The sequence below is a fragment of the Stenotrophomonas chelatiphaga genome, assembly GCF_001431535.1.
Classification (GTDB): domain Bacteria; phylum Pseudomonadota; class Gammaproteobacteria; order Xanthomonadales; family Xanthomonadaceae; genus Stenotrophomonas; species Stenotrophomonas chelatiphaga.
In genome coordinates, this window is the sequence record NZ_LDJK01000040.1 from 1 (window position 1) to 18,315 (window position 18,315).

Annotated in this window: 15 protein-coding genes; 8 read left to right on the forward strand and 7 right to left on the reverse strand. The window is 67.4% G+C overall.

The genetic code is table 11. The features are described from left to right. A partial coding sequence (locus ABB28_RS09605) for a S8 family serine peptidase (RefSeq protein WP_057508419.1) occupies window positions 1-2,872 on the reverse strand: 2,872 nt, incomplete at its 3' end. Window positions 2,873-3,113: 241 nt separating this feature from the next. Here ABB28_RS09605 and ABB28_RS09610 point away from each other — a divergent pair. The 6 genes from ABB28_RS09610 (at window position 3,114) to ABB28_RS09635 (ending at window position 8,858) form a co-directional block, all read left to right on the forward strand. Next, a complete protein-coding gene (locus ABB28_RS09610) occupies window positions 3,114-4,517 on the forward strand; it encodes an amidohydrolase (RefSeq protein ID WP_057508420.1) in 1,404 nt (467 codons plus the stop codon). Beyond that, window positions 4,517-5,770, forward strand: coding sequence for an amidohydrolase family protein (locus ABB28_RS09615; RefSeq protein WP_057508421.1), 1,254 nt, complete (start codon window positions 4,517-4,519; stop codon window positions 5,768-5,770). Before ABB28_RS09610 ends, ABB28_RS09615 begins: the two co-directional genes overlap by 1 nt. Window positions 5,771-5,803: 33 nt before the next feature. Continuing rightward, entirely contained in the window at window positions 5,804-6,433 is a 630-nt protein-coding gene (locus ABB28_RS09620; RefSeq protein ID WP_057508422.1) for a 2-hydroxychromene-2-carboxylate isomerase, read from the forward strand. Between the two features lie 93 nt (window positions 6,434-6,526). Continuing rightward, complete coding sequence (locus ABB28_RS09625; protein ID WP_057508423.1) at window positions 6,527-7,468, forward strand: DegV family protein; 942 nt, start codon at window positions 6,527-6,529, stop codon at window positions 7,466-7,468. Window positions 7,469-7,541: 73 nt separating this feature from the next. After that, window positions 7,542-7,877, forward strand: coding sequence for a hypothetical protein (locus ABB28_RS09630; RefSeq protein ID WP_057508424.1), 336 nt, complete (start codon window positions 7,542-7,544; stop codon window positions 7,875-7,877). Window positions 7,878-7,997: 120 nt separating this feature from the next. Then, a complete protein-coding gene (locus tag ABB28_RS09635; RefSeq protein WP_057508425.1) occupies window positions 7,998-8,858 on the forward strand; it encodes a PA4780 family RIO1-like protein kinase in 861 nt (286 codons plus the stop codon). A gap of 50 nt (window positions 8,859-8,908) precedes the next feature. On the opposite strand, the gene fghA is transcribed toward ABB28_RS09635, so the two are convergent. The 5 genes from fghA to ABB28_RS09660 all read right to left on the reverse strand — a co-directional run bounded on the left by fghA (window position 8,909) and on the right by ABB28_RS09660 (window position 14,474). Beyond that, window positions 8,909-9,733 (reverse strand): S-formylglutathione hydrolase, encoded by an 825-nt coding sequence (fghA, locus tag ABB28_RS09640; RefSeq protein ID WP_057508426.1) that lies wholly within the window; start codon window positions 9,731-9,733, stop codon window positions 8,909-8,911. 14 nt (window positions 9,734-9,747) lie between these two features. Beyond that, window positions 9,748-10,857, reverse strand: a complete 1,110-nt coding sequence (locus ABB28_RS09645; protein ID WP_057508427.1) for an S-(hydroxymethyl)glutathione dehydrogenase/class III alcohol dehydrogenase — start codon at window positions 10,855-10,857, stop codon at window positions 9,748-9,750. 91 nt (window positions 10,858-10,948) lie between these two features. After that, window positions 10,949-11,224 (reverse strand): metal/formaldehyde-sensitive transcriptional repressor, encoded by a 276-nt coding sequence (locus ABB28_RS09650; RefSeq protein WP_042613675.1) that lies wholly within the window; start codon window positions 11,222-11,224, stop codon window positions 10,949-10,951. A gap of 79 nt (window positions 11,225-11,303) precedes the next feature. Next, window positions 11,304-13,034 (reverse strand): pyridoxal phosphate-dependent decarboxylase family protein, encoded by a 1,731-nt coding sequence (locus ABB28_RS09655; protein ID WP_161809865.1) that lies wholly within the window; start codon window positions 13,032-13,034, stop codon window positions 11,304-11,306. 552 nt (window positions 13,035-13,586) lie between these two features. Then, window positions 13,587-14,474, reverse strand: coding sequence for a LysR family transcriptional regulator (locus ABB28_RS09660; RefSeq protein ID WP_057508429.1), 888 nt, complete (start codon window positions 14,472-14,474; stop codon window positions 13,587-13,589). Window positions 14,475-14,578: 104 nt separating this feature from the next. Here ABB28_RS09660 and ABB28_RS09665 point away from each other — a divergent pair, with 104 nt between their 5' ends. Further along, on the forward strand, window positions 14,579-15,631 hold the full coding sequence (locus ABB28_RS09665) for an NAD(P)-dependent alcohol dehydrogenase (protein ID WP_057508430.1): 1,053 nt from the start codon (window positions 14,579-14,581) through the stop codon (window positions 15,629-15,631). Between the two features lie 120 nt (window positions 15,632-15,751). Here ABB28_RS09665 and ABB28_RS09670 read toward each other — a convergent pair whose 3' ends face one another. Continuing rightward, on the reverse strand, window positions 15,752-17,116 hold the full coding sequence (locus ABB28_RS09670) for a glutamate--cysteine ligase (RefSeq protein ID WP_057508431.1): 1,365 nt from the start codon (window positions 17,114-17,116) through the stop codon (window positions 15,752-15,754). Between the two features lie 173 nt (window positions 17,117-17,289). Between ABB28_RS09670 and ABB28_RS09675 the strand changes: the two genes are divergently transcribed. Further along, complete coding sequence (locus ABB28_RS09675; RefSeq protein WP_170184007.1) at window positions 17,290-18,117, forward strand: helix-turn-helix transcriptional regulator; 828 nt, start codon at window positions 17,290-17,292, stop codon at window positions 18,115-18,117. Window positions 18,118-18,315 lie beyond the last annotated feature (198 nt).

An 18,315-nucleotide genomic window follows, 5' to 3' on the forward strand; every position in this document is an offset into this window, starting at 1 on the left:
TCTGATGGGTATAAGGGACAGGCTGTCGATGCCATGGCGGCTTGAACCGGAGGCCACCGCCCAGGCCGAACGCGCCCCAGCGGTGGCCGGCGTACAGGCCCACGTGGGGGTTGTCGCTGCGCGCCTTCGCCGACCTTCCCTGCGCCTGCTTCGTGTCGGTGCGGCCATTGCCCAGCAGCAGGCCGAGCTGCCAGCCGCCGATGTCACGATCGATGCCCACCAGCAACCCGCTGGTGTTGGACTGGGTACGTGCCGTGTTGGCATCGCCATCCAGCTTGCCGCTGCCGCCGATGGCCTGCACCCACGCCCCGGTGGCCTGGCTGGCGTCGTCCTGCGGCGAACGCGCGCCGACCGCACGGCTCAGAGCCGCATCGCGCACGTAGCGGCTGCTTTCCACCAGCGCCAGCGGCGTGGCGGCATGCAGTTCACCGCTCAGGCCGTCCAGTGCCGCACCGACCTGCTGCGGGAACAGCAGGGTCAGCGGCTGCGGCAGGCCCTGGTCCACGCCGAGCGCATCGGCCGAACCGGCCACCGCACGCTGGTTGGCGGTGGTCGCTGCGGTGGCCAGCAACTGGCCACGGGTGACCTCGATGTTGATGCCATTGCTGGCGTAGCCCACGCCGAACTGCAGGAACGGCGAGAACGCGCTGAAGTCGGTGTTGGCGAAGCGACCCTGCACCCCGCCGTCGGCCTGGATGACGTTGAACTGCTCGCCCAGGTAGTAGATGCCCGCTTCCGGCAGCGCCTTCAGCGTGCCATCCAGCGTGGCGGTGCCACTGACGCGCAGCAGGTCGCTGCTGCCACCCGGCGACAGTTCGGCCAGGTAGACGCCGCTGGCGGTCTGCACGTAGTCGCCATCGATGGTCAGCGTGCCGATCGAGTTGCCCGGCGCGATGATGCCGGCCACGCGCGTATCGCCCAGCGTACCGGTGCCCTGCAGCAGGCCATTGGCCCCCACCACGGTGGACCCGCCGGTCTGCGTGCCGTTGAACGACAGCATGCCGCCGCTGATCGACAGCGACGAGCCATCCAGCAGCGCACCCGCGGCGACCAGCCCGCTGCCACCGCGCACGTCCAGGTCGGTGCCGACCAGGCTGCCGTTCAAGCGCAGCTGGCCACCCTGCACCACTACCGCATCGGTCAGCGTGTTGACGCCGTCCAGCTCCAGGATGCCTTCGCGCAGCACGGCACCGTTGAAGCTGTTGTCGCCGCTCAGGCGCAGCCAGCCGATGCCGGACTTGGTCAGCGCACCCGGGCCGCCGATGTCGTTGGTCCAGTCATCCCATGCATCGCCTTCCCATACCTTCAGGCCGCCGGCCGCGGTGTTCATCACCACGTTCGTGTCCACCCGCAGCTGGCCATAGCCTTCGATGGCCTTTTCCAGGTTCACCAGGCCCCAGCCGTAGACATCGTCCACGCCTTCGGCGCCGAGGTCGGTGGCAGTGGTCAGCAGCACGTCGCGCACCTGTGCGTTGTCCAGGTACGGGAAACGTTCGAACAGCAGGCCCAGCGCGCCGGTGACATGCGGGGCCGCCATCGAGGTGCCGCTCATCTGTTCGTAGGTGTAGCTGGGCACGCGTTCCAGCACGTCCAGCAGCACGTTCTGGTTGTCATCGGTGGCCAGCTGGCCTTCCAGTCCTTCCGAACCGTACGAGGTGGAGATGATGTCGCTGCCCGGCGCGGCCAGGCACCAGTTCGCGGCCAGCCCGCAGCGGTGCGACAGGTCGCTCAGCTGCAGGTCCTGGTTGAGGTTCACCACGGCAAGCCAGTACGGCTCGATATCGGCGAAGGCGCGCGGCAGCGTGGCATACACGCCGGCCAGCGGCGCCTCTTCCGGGCTGGGGTTGTAGTCGGCGGAGTTGCCGGCCGCCCACACCTGGATCATCCCGGCCTGGCGCGAGCCTTCGGCGAAGATATCCAGATAGGCGCGGTCGCCTTCGTGGTTGTAGATCTCGTCGAACTCCTCGACGGTCTCCGGTTCGCTGCCCAGGCCCCAGCTGTGGTTGATCGCGCGCACGCCCTGGGCGTTCATCTGCGAATACATGCTGGCGAAGGCGTCTTCGCTCGGCCCGACCTGCGGGAACACCGAGCCCTGACGGTAGTAATTATCCGGTGCCAGGTACCACTCGACGTAGCTGTCGAAGAACAGCTTGGCGGCGGCCAGGTCCGCACCGAAGGCAACACCGTGCATGCCGCTGCCATCGCGGTTGGCGGCGATGGTGCCCGACACATGCGTGCCGTGGGTATTGAAGGTCAACCCGTAGGGCGCACCGGCACCGATCAGGAAGGCGATGTCTTCCTCGGTGAGGCCGTAATCGAAACCGATGGCCTCCAGCGCCACCACGTCACCATCGCTGGCGAAGCAGGCATCCGGCCCCCACAGCGCGTTGACGTTGGTGCAGGAGGTGCCATCGGGCAGCAGGTCGGCGATGCGGATGCTGCTGTGGTTCTTGCCGGCGAACTCGTCGTGCGCCAGGCCGCTGCCACTGTCGAACACGCCCAGGCGGATCCCCTGGCCGGTCAGCCCACGCGCATAGGCAGCATCGGCATTCATCGCAGCCAGGCCCCAGTCCACCTGGAACTCTTCGGTCTGCCAGCTTTCGCGATTGCCGGCCGCGCCCATCAGCGGGCCGGTTTCAGCAGCCGATGCCAGCGCGGTTGCAGGCGGACGCGCGACGGCGCCCTGCGCCACCGATGCGGCCGCTGCCTGCACGCTGCGCAGCTGCTGGTAGTGTTCCAGCTGCGCATCCTGCGACTGCGCGAGGGCCGGCATCGCGGCGGCCACCAGCAACGAACCGGCGATGGCCGAAGCAAGCAGCGAAGGAAGGGGACGGCGCGAAGAAGAAGTACGGAACAACGTGGTACGGGTCATGGTTGGATCTATTCCTTGATTACGTGGTTCATCCTGGGTGCGCGCGGCCATTGCAGCTCGCGGCGACCCACACGGCGGACAGCGCGTGGCGCCATCGCTTCCCGAGATTACCGCAAATACGCCAGCGCGCTTTCACCGTGCCGCCGCGTACGGTCGCGAGGCCAGGCCGAAGGTCACTTGGCAAGCAGGCCGTTACTCCGCTAGCGTCAGCAGCCTGCACCACCATGCTCACGGGGACTCCATGTACAACCTGCTGCGCGCCGGCATCGGCCTGGCGCTGCTGTCGCTGGCCGCTGCGCCGGCCACCGGCGCTTCGCGCTTCATCCAGGATCCGTATCCCAGCACCTACCAGCCGCGCAGCAGCGAGGCCGTGCTGATCCACAACGCCACCGTGCTCACCGGCACCGGGCAGCGCCTGGACGATGCGGACGTACTGCTGCGTGATGGAAAAGTAGTAGAGGTCGGCCGTGCCCTGCAGGCTGGCAGCGACGTGCGCCGCATCGACGCGCACGGGCGCTGGGTGACCCCCGGCCTGATCGACGTGCACTCGCACCTGGGCGTGTATCCCAGCCCCGGCGTCAGCGCGCACAGCGATGGCAACGAGATGACCGCGCCGGTGACCGCCAACGTCTGGGCCGAGCATTCGGTGTGGCCGCAGGATCCCGGTTTCGCCGAGGCGCTGGCCGGCGGGGTGACCAGCATGCAGGTGCTGCCCGGTTCGGCCAACCTGGTCGGCGGCCGCGGCGTGGTCCTCAAGAACGTGCCCACCACCACCTACCAGGCGATGAAATTCCCCGGCGCGCCGTGGGGACTGAAGATGGCCTGCGGCGAGAATCCCAAGCGCGTGTACGGCGGCAAGGGCACCGCACCGGGCACCCGCATGGGCAACGTGGCCGGCTACCGCGCCGCGTTCATCGATGCCAGCGAGTACATCGCCAAGAACACCGCCAAGCCCGCCAAGCGCAAGCGCTGGTTCGGCGGCGACAAGGAAGACAGCAGCGGCGACAGCGGCGGCAAGCGCGACCTGAAACTGGACACGCTGGCTGGCGCGATCCAGGGCGACATCCGCGTGCACATCCACTGCTACCGTGCCGACGAAATGGCCACCATGCTCGACCTGGCCGATGAGTTCGGCTTCAAGATCGCCGCCTTCCACCACGGGGTGGAAGCCTACAAGCTGGCCGACCGACTGGCCCAGGAAGGGGTCTGCGGCGCTCTGTGGGCCGACTGGTGGGGCTTCAAGATGGAAGCGTTCGACGGCATCCAGGAGAACATCGCACTGGTCGACCGTCCTGCCAACAGCTGCGCCATCGTGCATTCGGATTCACCCGAAGGCATCCAGCGCCTGAACCAGGAAGCGGCCAAGGTGATCGCCGCCGCGCGCCGCGCCGACATGCCGGCGATCGCACCGGAACGCGCCATCACCTGGATGACCGCCAATGCGGCCAAGGCGCTGGGCATCGAAGGCAAGACCGGCACGCTGGAGGCGGGCAAGAACGCCGATGTGGTGGTGTGGAACGGCAATCCCTTCAGTTCCTATGCGCTGGCCGACCAGGTGTTCATCGACGGTCATCAGTACTTCGACCGGGCCGATCCGCGCAGCAAGCCGGTGTCTGATTTCCGTCTCGGCCAGGAGGTGCGCTGATGATCCGTGCACGCATTAAGACCGCGCACGCCCTCGCCCTGCTGCTGGGCCTGGCCGCCGTGCCCGCCACCGCGCAGGACCTGCTGATCCGCAACGCGACGGTGCACACCGCCAGCGCACGCGGCAGCCTGTCCAACGCCGATGTACTGGTGCGCGGCGGCGTCATCCAGTCGGTCGGCAGCGGCCTTGCCGCACCGGCCGGCGTGGCGGTGGTGGAGGCCGATGGCCGTCCGCTGACGCCCGCGCTGTTCGGTGGCATCACCGAAATCGGCATCGAGGAAGTGTCCGGCGAAGAGAGCACGGTGGACAGCACGCTGACCCTCGGCGAGCAGCCGTTGCGGCCGGAGTTCGACGTCACCCTGGCCTACAACCCGGCCTCGATCCTGGTTCCGGTCGCTCGCGTGGAAGGCATCGGCTTCACCGCGCTGGGCGCGCACACCGGCGGCGGCTTCATCGCCGGGCAGGGCGGCGTGGTGCGGCTGGATGGCAGTGCCGATCCGATCGGGCCGCGCGCCCTGTACCTGCGCCTGGGATCGGCGGCAGCGGAGCTGACCGGCAAGTCACGCGCGGCGCAGTGGATGCTGCTGCAGCAGGTCATTGACGAGGCCCGTGGCCGCGTCGGCACTGATTCACCGCATGCCCTGCTCACCCCCGCCGGCCGGCGCACGCTGGCCGACTACCTGGCCGGCAAGGGCCGCATCATCATCGAAGTGGACCGTGCCTCGGACATCCGCCAGCTGTTGCGCTGGTCGGCACGCGAGAAGGTGAAGATCGCCATCGCCGGCGGCGCCGAGGCCTGGCAGCTGGCACCCGAACTGGCCCAGGCCCGCGTTCCGGTCTTCGTCGATGCGCTGGGCAATCTGCCGACCACCTTCGACCAGATCGGCGCGACCCTGGAAAATGCTGCCCGGCTGCGCAAGGCCGGGGTGGAGGTGAGCTTCACCCAGGCCGGCGATGCCTCGCACAACGCGCGCAAGGTCCGCCAGCTGGCCGGCAATGCCGTAGCGCATGGGCTGCCGTGGGCCGATGGGCTGGCCGGCCTGACCCGGGTACCCGCCGAGGCGCTGGGCGTGGGCGACCGCATCGGCAGCATCGAACCGGGCAAGCTGGCCGACCTGGTGCTGTGGGAAGGCGATCCGCTGGACGTAGCGCACTATGCCGAGCAGGTGTGGCTGGGCGGGCGCGCGATGCCGATGCGTTCGCGCCAGACCGAACTGCGCGACCGTTACCTGCCGCGCACCGCGCAGCCCTGACTGACCTGGCCCCTGCCCCAAGGAGACGACGCGATGGCGCTGCGCTGGTATTTCGATTTCGTCTCCCCTTACGCCTATCTGCACTGGCAGAAGCTGAAGGCCCTGCCGCAGTTCGCGCGCATCCAGCCGGTCCCGATCGCGCTCGGGGCCGTGCTGCACCACCTTGGCAACCTGGGCCCTGCGGAGATCCCGGCCAAGCGGCGTTTCATCTACCGCCAGCTGGCCTGGACCGCTGCGCAGGAGGGCGTCGGCCTGCACTTCCCCCCGGCGCATCCATTCAATCCGCTGCCCGCCCTGCGGCTGTGCATCGCCGCCGGGTCCGGTGCGGCGGCGGTGGATGCCATCTTCGACTGGATCTGGCTGCAGGGCCGCGCCGCCGATGACGTGGGCACGCTGGAAGCGCTGGCCGCCCAGCTCGGCGTGGACGATCCGGCCACTGCGGTCAGCGCGCTCGACGTCAAGGAAGCCCTGCGCCGCAATACCGAGGCGGCCATCGCAGCGGGTGTCTTCGGGGTACCGACCCTGTCCATCGACGGGGAGCTGTTCTGGGGCAATGATGCGCATCCGTTGATGGCCGCCGTGCTCGACGATCCGCTGCTGCTGGAGCAGCCGGCGTGGCAAGCGCTGCTGGCCCTGCCGGTCGCGGTGCACCGCAGCCGCTGAGCAGCGGGACGCCGATGGCACGCGCGAAATTCCCGAAAGTGCGATACGTTTCACGCTTATGAAGCGGAAAACGCGCCTGGAGGGGGCCTGCGAATGCGCATCGGAATCGTCGTTGACTCGGCCTGCGACCTGCCGCAGGACTTCATCACCCAGCACAACATCGTCCTGTTGCCGATCACGGTGCGGATCGGCGAAGCCATCCTCGCCGACCATCGCGACGAGCAGGCCACGCTGAGCTTCCTGCATGCCCACGTGGCCGAGAACGGCGCCGAGGCGGAGACCATCCCCTTCAGCGTCCAGCAGATCCGCGACCTGTTCCTGCAGCGCCTGGTGATCGACTACGACCACGTGTTCTGCATGACCATCACCAAGACCCGCAGCCCGATCCACGACAACGCGCTGCAGGCCAGCTTCGCCATCCTCAACGACTACAAACCGGTGCGCCAGGCGGCCGGCTTCAATTCGCCGTTCGCGCTGCGGGTGATCGACACCCAGAACCTGTTCGCCGCCCAGGCCGTGACCGCCGTGGAAGCGGTGCGGCTGCGCGACAGCGGCGCCAGCGTGCAGCAGATCCGCGAGCGGCTGGAAGAACTGGCCGGCAACGTGCACGGCTACATGATCACCCGCGACCTGTACTACATGCGCGCCCGCGCCCGCCACAAAGGGGATCGCAGCGTCGGCCTGATCAGCGCCGCGCTGGGCAGTGCACTGGACATCAAGCCGGTGCTGCACGGCTACCGGGGTGAAACCGGCCCGGTGGCCAAGATCAAGGGCTTCGACAATGCCGTGGCCAAGCTGTTCGAGGTGGTCGGCCAGCGCGTACGTGCAGGGCTGATGACCCCGGCGGTCTGCCTGAGCTACGGCGGCGAACTGGACGAACTGCGCGCCCTGCCCGGCTACGATGCGCTGCGCCAGGTCTGCAGCGACCACGGCGTGGTGGTGCTGGAAACGGTGATGAGCCTGACCGGCATGGTCAACGTGGGCAAAGGGGCATTGACGGTCGGTTTCGCCGATGGACCGCACCGGTTCGAATGAGTAGCCTGCGGCGGCCCTGCACGCACCGTGCACCGGCCGCCTGCAACGCTTGCAGCATTGAACGGAGATCCCGATGACCACGTACTACATCAGCCTGCCGGACCCCGCCAAGGCGCGCGGCAGCGACCCCGAACTTGCCTTCACCGCCCATGGCGCCGACGGCTTCGCCGCGCAGCTGCAGGACGCGCTGTCCAGCACCACCCTGTTCGACAAGTGGAAGGCCAAGCAGTCCGATCCGGACGCGGTGCCCGAACAGTGGGGCGTCACCGACCCCGCCGCCAGCGTGACCGGCACCCAGGACGACCTGCAGATCAAGCTTGAAGCCCGCACCACCATCAAGGGCGAGATCCTGAAGGAACGCCTGCGACTGCTTGCCGGCCCCCACTGGACCCTGCACGACGTCCGCTGAGTCGTAGCGCCATGCCCGGCGGCGTCTGCAGACAGGGGCAGGTGGCCGCCGGGTCAGGAAGGTGCGAAAATCACCTCCTTTCAGGCCCGCCTCTGGCGCTGGCCGTCCCACCGAGGTTATGTGAAGACCCCCCAAGGCCTGCAGGCGCTGATCGACGACGGCGTGATCGATGAAGTGCTGCGCCCACTCAAGAGTGGCAAGGAAGCCGCTGTGTACGTGGTGCGCAGCGGCGACGATGTACGTTGCGCGAAGGTTTACAAGGACATGGCACAGCGCAGCTTCCAGCAGCGCGTGCAGTATCAGGAAGGACGCAAGGTCCGTGGCAGCCGCGAAGCCCGCGCCGTGGGCAAGGCCAGCAAGTACGGCCGCAAGCAGCAGGAAACCGCCTGGAAGAATACCGAAGTCGACGCGCTCTACCAGCTGCGCGACGCCGGGGTCCGTGTACCGGAGCCGCATGGTTACTACCACGGCGTGCTGGTGATGGAACTGGTCACCGATGCGGAAGGGTTCTCCGCCGCGCGGTTGGGCGAAGTGGAGCTGGAGCCGGACCAGGCGCGTGAGTTCCACCAGATCCTGGTCCGCCAGGTCGTGCGCATGCTGTGCTGCGGGCTGATCCACGGCGATCTGTCGCCGTACAACGTGCTGGTCGGGCCCGATGGCCCGGTGGTCATCGATTTCCCGCAGGTGGTCAGCGCCGGTGGCAACAATGCCGCGCGCACGATGCTGCTGCGCGACGTCAACAATCTCACCGCCTACCTGGGCCGCTTCGCCCCGGAGCTGCTGGACAGCTGGTACGGCGAAGAGATGTGGGCCCTGTTCGAGGCCGGTGAGCTGCTGCCCGACTCGCCGCTGACCGGCACCTTCGTCCACGATGAGACCACCATCGACCTGGACAGCGTCCGCCACGCCATCAACGATGCGCGCGAAGAAGCGCTGATCCGCCAGCAGGGTCGCGAAGCCGCCGAACAAGACGACGACTGATCAGCGAGGTCGCGCAGGTAGCGCCGGGCGCGATGCCCGGCGCTACCCGATCACAACGCCTTGGCGTGGTGGGCGATGTGATCGCCGATGAAACTGGCGATGAAGTAGTAGCTGTGGTCATGCCCGGGTTGCAGGCGCAACTGCAGCGGGTGGCCGGCGGCTTCGCAGGCGGCCTGCAGGCGCTGCGGCTGCAGTTGTCCGCCGAGGAACTCATCGGCGTCGCCCTGGTCGACCAGCAGCGGCAGGCGCTCGGTTGCCGTCGCCACCAGTTCGCTGGCATCCCACTGCGACCACGCGCTGCGATCGGGGCCCAGGTAGGCACTGAACGCCTTCTCGCCCCACGGCACCTGGCTGGGCGCCACGATCGGTGAGAACGCCGATACGCTGCGATAGCGGCCGGGGTTGCGCAGCGCCAGCACCAACGCGCCGTGACCGCCCATCGAATGACCACTGATGCCGCGCGCATCGGTAGCCGGGAAATGCGCTTGGATCAACGCCGGCAGCTCGTCGACGATGTAATCGTGCATGCGGTAATGCCGCGCCCACGGTTCCTGGGTGGCGTTGAGGTAGAACCCCGCGCCCTTGCCGAGGTCGTAGCCTTCCGCATCGGCCACCTCATCGCCGCGCGGACTGGTGTCCGGCGCGACCAGGATGAGCCCGTGCTCGGCAGCGTAGCGCTGGGCACCGGCCTTGGTGATGAAGTTCTGTTCGTTGCAGGTCAGCCCGCTCAGCCAGTACAGCACCGGCAGCTTCTGCGTGGCGGCCTGCGGTGGCAGGTAGACCGCGAATTTCATCTCGCAGTCCAGCACCTCCGAACGGTGCTGGTAGACGTCCTGCCAGCCGCCGAAACAGGCGCGGTGTTCAATGCGTTCCATGGCGTGTCCCTTGATCAGAAATGCACGACCGAACGGATCGACTTGCCTTCATGCATCAGGTCGAAGGCTTCGTTGATCTTGTCCAGTTCCATGGTGTGGGTGACGAACGGCGCCAGTTCGATATCGCCCTTCATCGCATCTTCGACCATGCCCGGCAGCTGGCTGCGCCCCTTTACCCCGCCGAACGCGCTGCCCTTCCAGGTACGGCCGGTGACCAGCTGGAACGGGCGGGTGGAGATCTCCTTGCCGGCGCCGGCCACGCCGATCACCACCGACTGGCCCCAGCCACGGTGCGCACATTCCAGTGCGGCGCGCATCACGTTGACGTTGCCGATACACTCGAAGCTGTGGTCCACGCCCCAGCCGGTCATGTCCACGACCACCTGCTGGATCGGCGCTTCATGCTCGCTCGGGTTGACGCAGTCCGTGGCACCGAACTCACGCGCCAGCTCGAACTTGGACGGGTTGGTGTCGATGGCGATGATGCGCCCGGCCTTTGCCTGGCGCGCGCCCTGGATCACCGCCAGGCCGATGCCGCCCAGCCCGAACACCGCCACGCTGTCGCCTTCCTGCACCTTGGCGGTGTTGTGCACCGCACCGATACCGGTGGTGACGCCGCAGCCAAGCAGGCAGACGTGCTCCGGGTTGGCTTCAGGGTTGATCCTGGCCAGCGAGACTTCGGCCACCACGGTGTATTCGCTGAAGGTGGAGCAGCCCATGTAGTGGTAGATCGGCTCGCCGTTGTAGCTGAAGCGGGTGGTGCCATCGGGCATCACGCCCTTGCCCTGGGTGGCGCGCACGGCCACGCACAGGTTGGTCTTGCCACTCTTGCAGAACAGGCATTCACCGCACTCGGCGGTGTACAGCGGGATCACATGGTCGCCCGGCTGCACGCTGGTCACGCCCTCGCCCACTTCCACCACGATCCCGGCACCTTCGTGGCCCAGTACGGCCGGGAACAGGCCTTCCGGGTCATCCCCGGACAGGGTGAACGCATCGGTGTGGCAGACACCGGTGTGGGTGATCCTGACCAGCACCTCGCCCTTCTTCGGCGGGGCGACGTCGATCTCGACGATCTTCAGCGGCTGGCCAGGACCAAAGGCTACGGCGGCGCGGGACTTCATGATGGGATTCTCCAGGGGACGGGCAAGGACAAGGGTAGGCAGGCGCGTGTTGCGCGCGTGTTGACGAGCGCCCGCACGCGGCGGGCACGGTTCATTTCAGGTAGGAGCGGATCAGCGCGCCCATGTCGCGCACGCGCTCGGCACGCTGCGCGTCGGAGGCTGCGGGCTGGCCGAATTCCTCGCGCAGGTGCGCTTCCATGACTTCGGACATCAGTCCGTTCACCGCACCGCGGATGGCCGCGATCTGCTGCAGCACCGGACCGCAGTCGGCACCGGATTCCAGCGCGCGGTCCAGCGCATCGCACTGGCCGCGGATGCGCCGCACGCGGGCCAGGACCTTCTTCTTTTCTTCAGCGGAATGCGGCATCTGGCAGCGGCCATGGAACTATACTGGGGGACAGTATATTGATGACCGCTGCGACCGTCCATCCCTTGTCCTGGCAGGGTCAGCCCTGGCCCGCCGCCAGCGCCCGCACCAGCGCCTCCAGGTGCACGAAGTACTGCATGATCGGGTTGTCCGGTTTCCCTGCAGCCTCGGCATGCAGCAGGAAGGGATTCATCAGCGAGTGGCGCAGGATGGACAGGCTGCCTACGCTGCCGGCCTCGCCGCCATCGAGCCCGAGCTGGCGCAGGATGCGCTGCATGTCCCGCCGGCCTACTGCCTGCTCCCGCAGGGAGGTACTGGAGGCGATGAAGGCCGGGCACCGCGCATTTCCCGCCGGATCCGGCCTGAGCCGGTCATGGAGCCGCTGCACGAACCGGCTGGCGGTTTCGATGCAGCCGTTGCCCTGCGGGTTCAAGGCAAGGCACACCAGGTTGCTGTCCGGCTCGCAGGGCAACAGCACGTTGGCCACGTCGCGAACGCGTTCGGCGAAATCCGTCGCCTGGCGTGTGAAAAACTCGGCGGCCAGGATGGTGCGACGTGCCAGCACGCCGAAATGGGCATGGTCCAGCGGCAGCACGCGCTGGCTGACATAGGCCGCCGCGGCCATGGCACCCGGTCGCGAGCCCTCCGGGGTGAACTGGCCCACGCGCGCGTACTGACCGATGTAGCCGGCCGCGGGATCACCGGCGAACACGTAGTCGGCCTGTTCGGCCAGCAGGGGCATGGCGCGGTTGTCACGGCACACGAAGGCACCTGCGCCGCAGGCCAGGTACCCCAGTTTGTGCGGATCCACGGTGGCCGAATCTGCCCGGGCCAGGCCCGCGAACGCACGGTAGACATAGGGCTGCGGGAAGTCGCGATACTCTGCGCGCATGTCCTGCAACGAGCGTAGCGCCCCGCTTTCATGGCGGAACACGCTGGCCAGATAGCCGCCCCATGACGCATCGACGTGCACGCCGAAGCCCAGCCCTTCGCGGGTCGAGCGATCACGCGCATCGCATATCGCCTCCACCGGATCGATGCTGCCGTACTCGGTGCTGCCCAGCACGGCCACGACCATCAGCACCGGCTGCCGCGTCCGCGCGCAGTCGCGCAGCGCTTCGTCCAGGGCCTCGATATCCAGGCGCATGCCCTGGGTGCGCAGCAGCCGCAGTTGCGCCTTCCCCAGGCCGACCAGCTTCATGCCCTTGGTCCAGGAATAGTGAACGGTCGACGAGGCCAGCACCTGCGGAACGCGGAGCGTGGGATGGCGAGCGAAGAACTCGTTCAGGCCCAGTGTTTCTACCTGCTGCTGACTGACCCGGGCCCGCCACCGCTGGCGATCAGCGGGTGCAAGCGCGGCGGTCCACGCCTGCCATTGCTGGAACAGCGCGATGCCGGCTGCGGGATCGCAGTTGAACGCCGCATCGTCGTCCACCGGCAAGGGAATGTCCGGCACCCTGGCAGCGCGCAGCGCCACCGGCCAGGCCTTCAGTGACATGGCCAGGCGCAGCGCCTGGTAGTTGGCGGTGGTGCCACCGGAGGTCAGATGGCCGAAGGCACAGTCCGGCTGCCTGACGTCGTGGGGCCAGCCGAGCATGCGGGCCAATTGCAGGCCGACCTCCATTTCCATGCGCATGGTGACCGCGCCGGAGTCGGTGTTGATGTTGTTGGGGTCGTAAGGCAGCGTCAGCATCTGCGCCAACAGGCCGGGCAACAGCAGGTCCGATGACATGTGGCCGATGTAACGCGGGCTGTGGAAAGGCACTGAATCCTTCAGCGCACTGGACAGTGCACTGAGTTCTTCGAACATGCGCTTCTGCAGCTGACGGTATTTTGGCGACGCAGCAGGCATGGCTCGCACGGGGGTGTCGCCCTGCGGGTGCAGGCTTCGACGCCACTGGACATGATCGCGGAAGAAGGCGTAGAGCAGCTCCTGGATGACCCCATCGTTGTCCGCGAAGGGCCCGAGAAAGCAGGCAGCCATGGGATCCTGCATCGATCGCAGCGCGGGCCTGGCGGGGAGGTCGGGGGCAGCAGCGGGCCACGCCCGGGTAAATGCGGTGGGATTGAAAGCGTGTGATTGCATGCGGATGGACACCTTTGCCGTGGCAGAAGAGTGCTGCCGCGGCAACGCAGGCGGTTGCGCCTGCTTCATGGCGGGTGCGCGTGCAGCAGCGTGATCCTGCGTTGCGCGGCCGACGGCGATTGCAGGGAATCTGCCCGGCCAGGCATCCGGATTTCCGGCGAGCGCCCGCTTGCGGTTGGTCCCGTCATCCCTTGTGCGGTAGTGCCCCGCGCGCGCCCGCCATTCAGATGCCCCGCGCAGGGTCGGACCTGCATGCGGGCAGCACCTTGGTGCCATTCACGTCCCGCGCAGCAGGTCCACGAAAGCCCTCAGCGCCGATGTCATCTGCCGCTGTCGCGGGTAGTACAGCACGAACCCCGGGAACGGCGGACTCCAGTCCTCCAGCATGCTGACCAGCTGCCCGGAATCCAGCCACGGGCGCGCGGCATCTTCCAGCACGTAGGCAATGCCGAGCCCGTCCAGCACGGCGCGCACGATGGTGGTCTGCTCGCTCAAGGTGATCCGGCCCTGCACGTCGATCTCCAGCGATTCTTCGCCCCGCTCGAACTGCCACTTGTACAGATGGCCACTGGCGAAGCGGAAGCGCACGCACGGGTGCCGCAGCAGGTCGCGCGGGTGTTGCGGGGTCTCATGCTGGGCCAGGTAGGCCGGTGATGCCACGATCATGCCGCGCAGCGGTGGACCCAGCGGCACCGCCACCATGTCTTCAGGCACGAACTCGTGCAGGCGCACCCCGGCATCGAATCCTTCGGCGACGATATCCACCAGGCCGTCGTTTTCGGTCACCTCGATGCGCACGTCCGGATGCGCGCGCAGGAAATCGGCCAGCCGCGGACTGAGCTGGGTCGGCACGGCGGCACGGGCCGCGTTGATGCGCAACAACCCCGCTGGCGTGGCGCGGAACCGGTTCATTTCCTCCAGCGCGTCACTCACTTGTCCCAGTGCCGGCTGCAACCGCTCCATCAGCCGCTGGCCGGCCTCGGTCAGCGATACGCTGCGCGTGGTGCGGTGGAACAGGCCGACGCCCAGCCGCTCTTCCAGCGCGCGGATGGCGTAGCTCACCGCGGACGTGGACAACGCCAGTTCGGCACCGGCACGGCGGAAGCTGCGATGGCGCGCCACGGCGGCAAACGCCGCGAGATGGGTGAGGTTATCCGTCGCCATTGTCCAGTCCGCCTTGATGAATCATCCCGATCAACGGCCTACAAGGCACGCCGCCGTGGGCGTATTGTAAAGCGCCTTTCCATAAACCCTGCCAAGGATCCCCCATGTCCCTCGCCAAAGCCTATGCCGCGCACTCCACTACCGCGCCGCTGGTTCCGTTCACCTTCGAGCGCCGCGCCGTCGCCGCCGGCGACGTCCGCATCGAGATCCTGTACAGCGGCATCTGCCACTCCGACCTGCACCAGGCCCGCGATGACTGGGGCGGCGCCAAGTACCCGATGGTTCCCGGCCACGAGATCATCGGCAAGGTGGTCGAAGTCGGCGCCGAGGTCACCAAGCTGAAAGTCGGCGACTTCGCCGGCGTCGGCTGCATGGTCGATTCCTGCCGCCACTGCGAAGCCTGCAACGCCGATCTGGAACAGTACTGCGCCGAAGGCTCCACCTTCACCTACAACGGCACCGACCGCCATACCGGCGAGCCCACCCAGGGCGGCTATTCCGACCACATCGTGGTCGAGCAGCGCTTCGTGGTTAAGGTGTCCGAGACCCTGGACCTGAAGGCCGCCGCGCCGCTGCTGTGCGCCGGCATCACCACCTATTCGCCGCTCAAGCACTTCAAGGTCGGACCCGGCCAGAAGGTCGGCGTGATCGGTCTGGGCGGCCTGGGCCACATGGGCGTGAAGTTCGCCAAGGCACTGGGCGCGCACGTGGTGATGATCACCACCACCCCGGAAAAGGGCGCCGATGCCACGCGCCTGGGCGCCGATGAAGTGCTGGTCTCGCGTGATCCAGAGCAGATGAAGGCCCACGCGGGCAGCTTCGACTTCCTGCTCAACACCATCCCGGTCGGGCATGACACCAACCCGTACATGGGCCTGCTCAAGCGCGATGCCACGATGTGCCTGGTGGGCGTGCTGACCGAACTCGATCCGCCGCTGACCGGCGTGAGCGTGATCTTCGGCCGCAAGCACCTGACCGGATCGGCGATCGGCGGCATGGCGGAAACCCAGGAGATGATGGATTTCTGCGCAGAGCACGGCATCGTCAGCGACGTGGAAGTGATCAACATCCAGGACGTCAACGAAGCCTGGGAGCGCATGGCCAAGAACGATGTGCGCTACCGCTTCGTGATCGACATGGCCTCGATCAAGGGCTGATCAGTACACGGGATCAGCGAACGGGGTCAGGGTCCTTTCGCGTAGCGAAAGGACCCTGACCCCTGCTTTTATTCTCTTTTCAACGTGGCCGGCCGGCCGCCCGCCCGGCCCGGTCAATGATCAGTACGCGAATTCGCGGAACACGTGGTCCACGTCGCCATTCCAGCGCCCATGGAACAGCGCAAGCTTGCGCTCGGCCGGGGTCAGGCCGGACTCGACGATTTCCTGCAGCACGTCCAGGTAATGGCTTTCGTCCATGCCGTCGCTGTTCAACGCAGCGCGGCGCTTCAGGCCGCCCACGGCGATCCTGACCGCCTCGCGCGAGAGATCCCGCACCGTGCCATTACGGAACGGCAGGTTCATCGCATGCTTCGGCACGCCATCGCGCAGTGCGTGGCGCTCGACCAGGGTGAAATCACGCACCAGGTCCCAGGCCGCATCCAGGGCTTCATCGTCATACAGCAGGCCCACCCAGAACGCCGGCAACGCGCACAGGCGGCTCCAGGGGCCACCGTCGGCACCGCGCATCTCCAGGTACTTCTTCAACCGCACTTCCGGGAAGGCGGTGGTCATGTGGTCGGCCCAGTCGGTCAGGGTCGGCAACTGGCCCGGCAGCACCGGAAGCCTGCCCGCCATGAAATCGCGGAAGCTCTGGCCGCTGGCATCGTGGTACACGCCGTCGCGGTAAGAGAAGTACATCGGCACATCGAGCAGGTAATCCACGTAGCGCTCGTAACCGAAGCCGTCCTCGAACACGAAATCGAGCATGCCGGTGCGGTCGGCATCGGTGTCGGTCCAGATGTGCGAACGGTAGCTGAGGTAGCCGTTCGGCTTGCCTTCGGTGAACGGCGAATCGGCGAACAGCGCGGTGGCGATCGGCTGCAGCGCCAGCGACACGCGGAACTTCTTCACCATGTCTGCTTCGGACGCGTAATCCAGGTTGACCTGCACCGTGCAGGTGCGGGTCATCATGTCCAGGCCGAGCGAACCGACCTTGGGCATGTAGTTCTTCATGATCTGGTAGCGGCCCTTCGGCATCCACGGCATCTCATCGCGCTTCCACTTCGGCTGGAAACCCATGCCGAGGAAACCCAGCTGCAACTCACCAGCGACCTGCGCCACTTCATTGAGATGGGTACCGGTTTCCACGCAGGTGTGGTGGATGGTCTCCACTGCCGCGCCGGACAACTCCAGCTGGCCGGCCGGCTCCAGGGTCACCGAAGCGCCATCGCGCAGCAGGGCGATGGTCCGGCCCTTTTCCTGCACCGCTTCCCAGCCAAACCGCTGCAGGCCCTGCAGCAGCGCTTCGATACCGCGCTCGCCGTCGAAGGTGGGGGCACGCAGGTCGTCCAGCCGGAAGCCGAATTTTTCATGCTCGGTACCGATGCGCCAGGCGGCGCGCGGCTTTTCTCCCGAGGCGATCACCTCCACCAGCTGCGAACGGTCAGTGATGGGCGTCTGCGCGACGTGGCTGGGGCTCGACAAGGGACAGGCTCGCTGAAGGGGTGGCGGATGGAATGGGGTTGTGGCCCCGTCATCACAAGGGCGCACTATAGCGTGAGGCCTGCCCGCGTCACGCCTCCGTGACGGACTTCAGCATCCCACCTGCGGGGGCTTGACCCTCGTACACTGGAGGGATGACGTCCGTCCCGCCCGCCATGGCCGAATCCGACACTGCCAGCGTACTGGCCGACATGGCCAGCCTCGCCCACTGTGCGCGTGCCGAAGGTTATGCCTGCGTCACCGCCCTGCGCGAACACGGCGCACGCTCGGTGGAAATTCCCCAGCCGCAGTTCGCGATCCTGCTGGAAGGCGAAAAGCGCGTACGCACGGCGACCCAGTCGCTGCATTTCGCGCCCGGCGACATCTTCCTGATCAGCCGTCGCTGCCGCATCGATGTGGTCAACCTGCCCGACGCACGTTGCGGACGCTATACCAGCGCCGTGGTGCCGTTCTGCAGCGAGGCGCTGGCCGCCGCACGCACGTTGTGGAACGAGCCCCTCCCCGCCGCGGGCGAGGCGCTGGCACGCCTGCCGTTGGACGCGCACGGTGCGCTGCTGCGACGCTGGCGGCAGGCGCTGCAGGATGGCCATTACAGCGAGGCGCGGCTGGCCCTGGCCAGCTTCGCCATCACCCTGGCCCGGCAGGGTCATGGCAGCCTGCTGCTGGCGCCGCAACCGACGCTGTCCGAACAGGTGCGCGACCGCCTGGCCGCGGAGCCGGCGCGCGACTGGCAATCCCACGATGTGGAAGCCGCACTTGCCATCAGCGGGGCCACCCTGCGACGCCGGCTGTCCAGCGAAGGCACCAGCCTGCGCCAGCTGCTGACCGAAGCGCGGCTGGCCCACGCGATGGGCCTTTTGTACACCACCGCGCTGCCGCTGAAAGCGGTCGCCGCGCGGGTGGGCTATCGCTCGCTGCCAAGCTTCAGCAAGCGCTTCGTCGAGCGTTACGGCCTGCACCCGTCGGATATCGGGCGGGCCTGAAACACGGCATGCACCGTAGCGCCGCAGGGTGCTGGGCAGGATGCCCTGCATAGCCGTGCTCGGCGAGCGCAGTGGTGGGCAGCAGCGTGAGGACCCACGGTCGTCACCCACCGACAGCGAAAGCAGACGGCCAGCGGCCGTCACTACCGGGGATGGATGGGCCGTCATCGAGCGCCATGCGCACCAGCTTGAGCACAT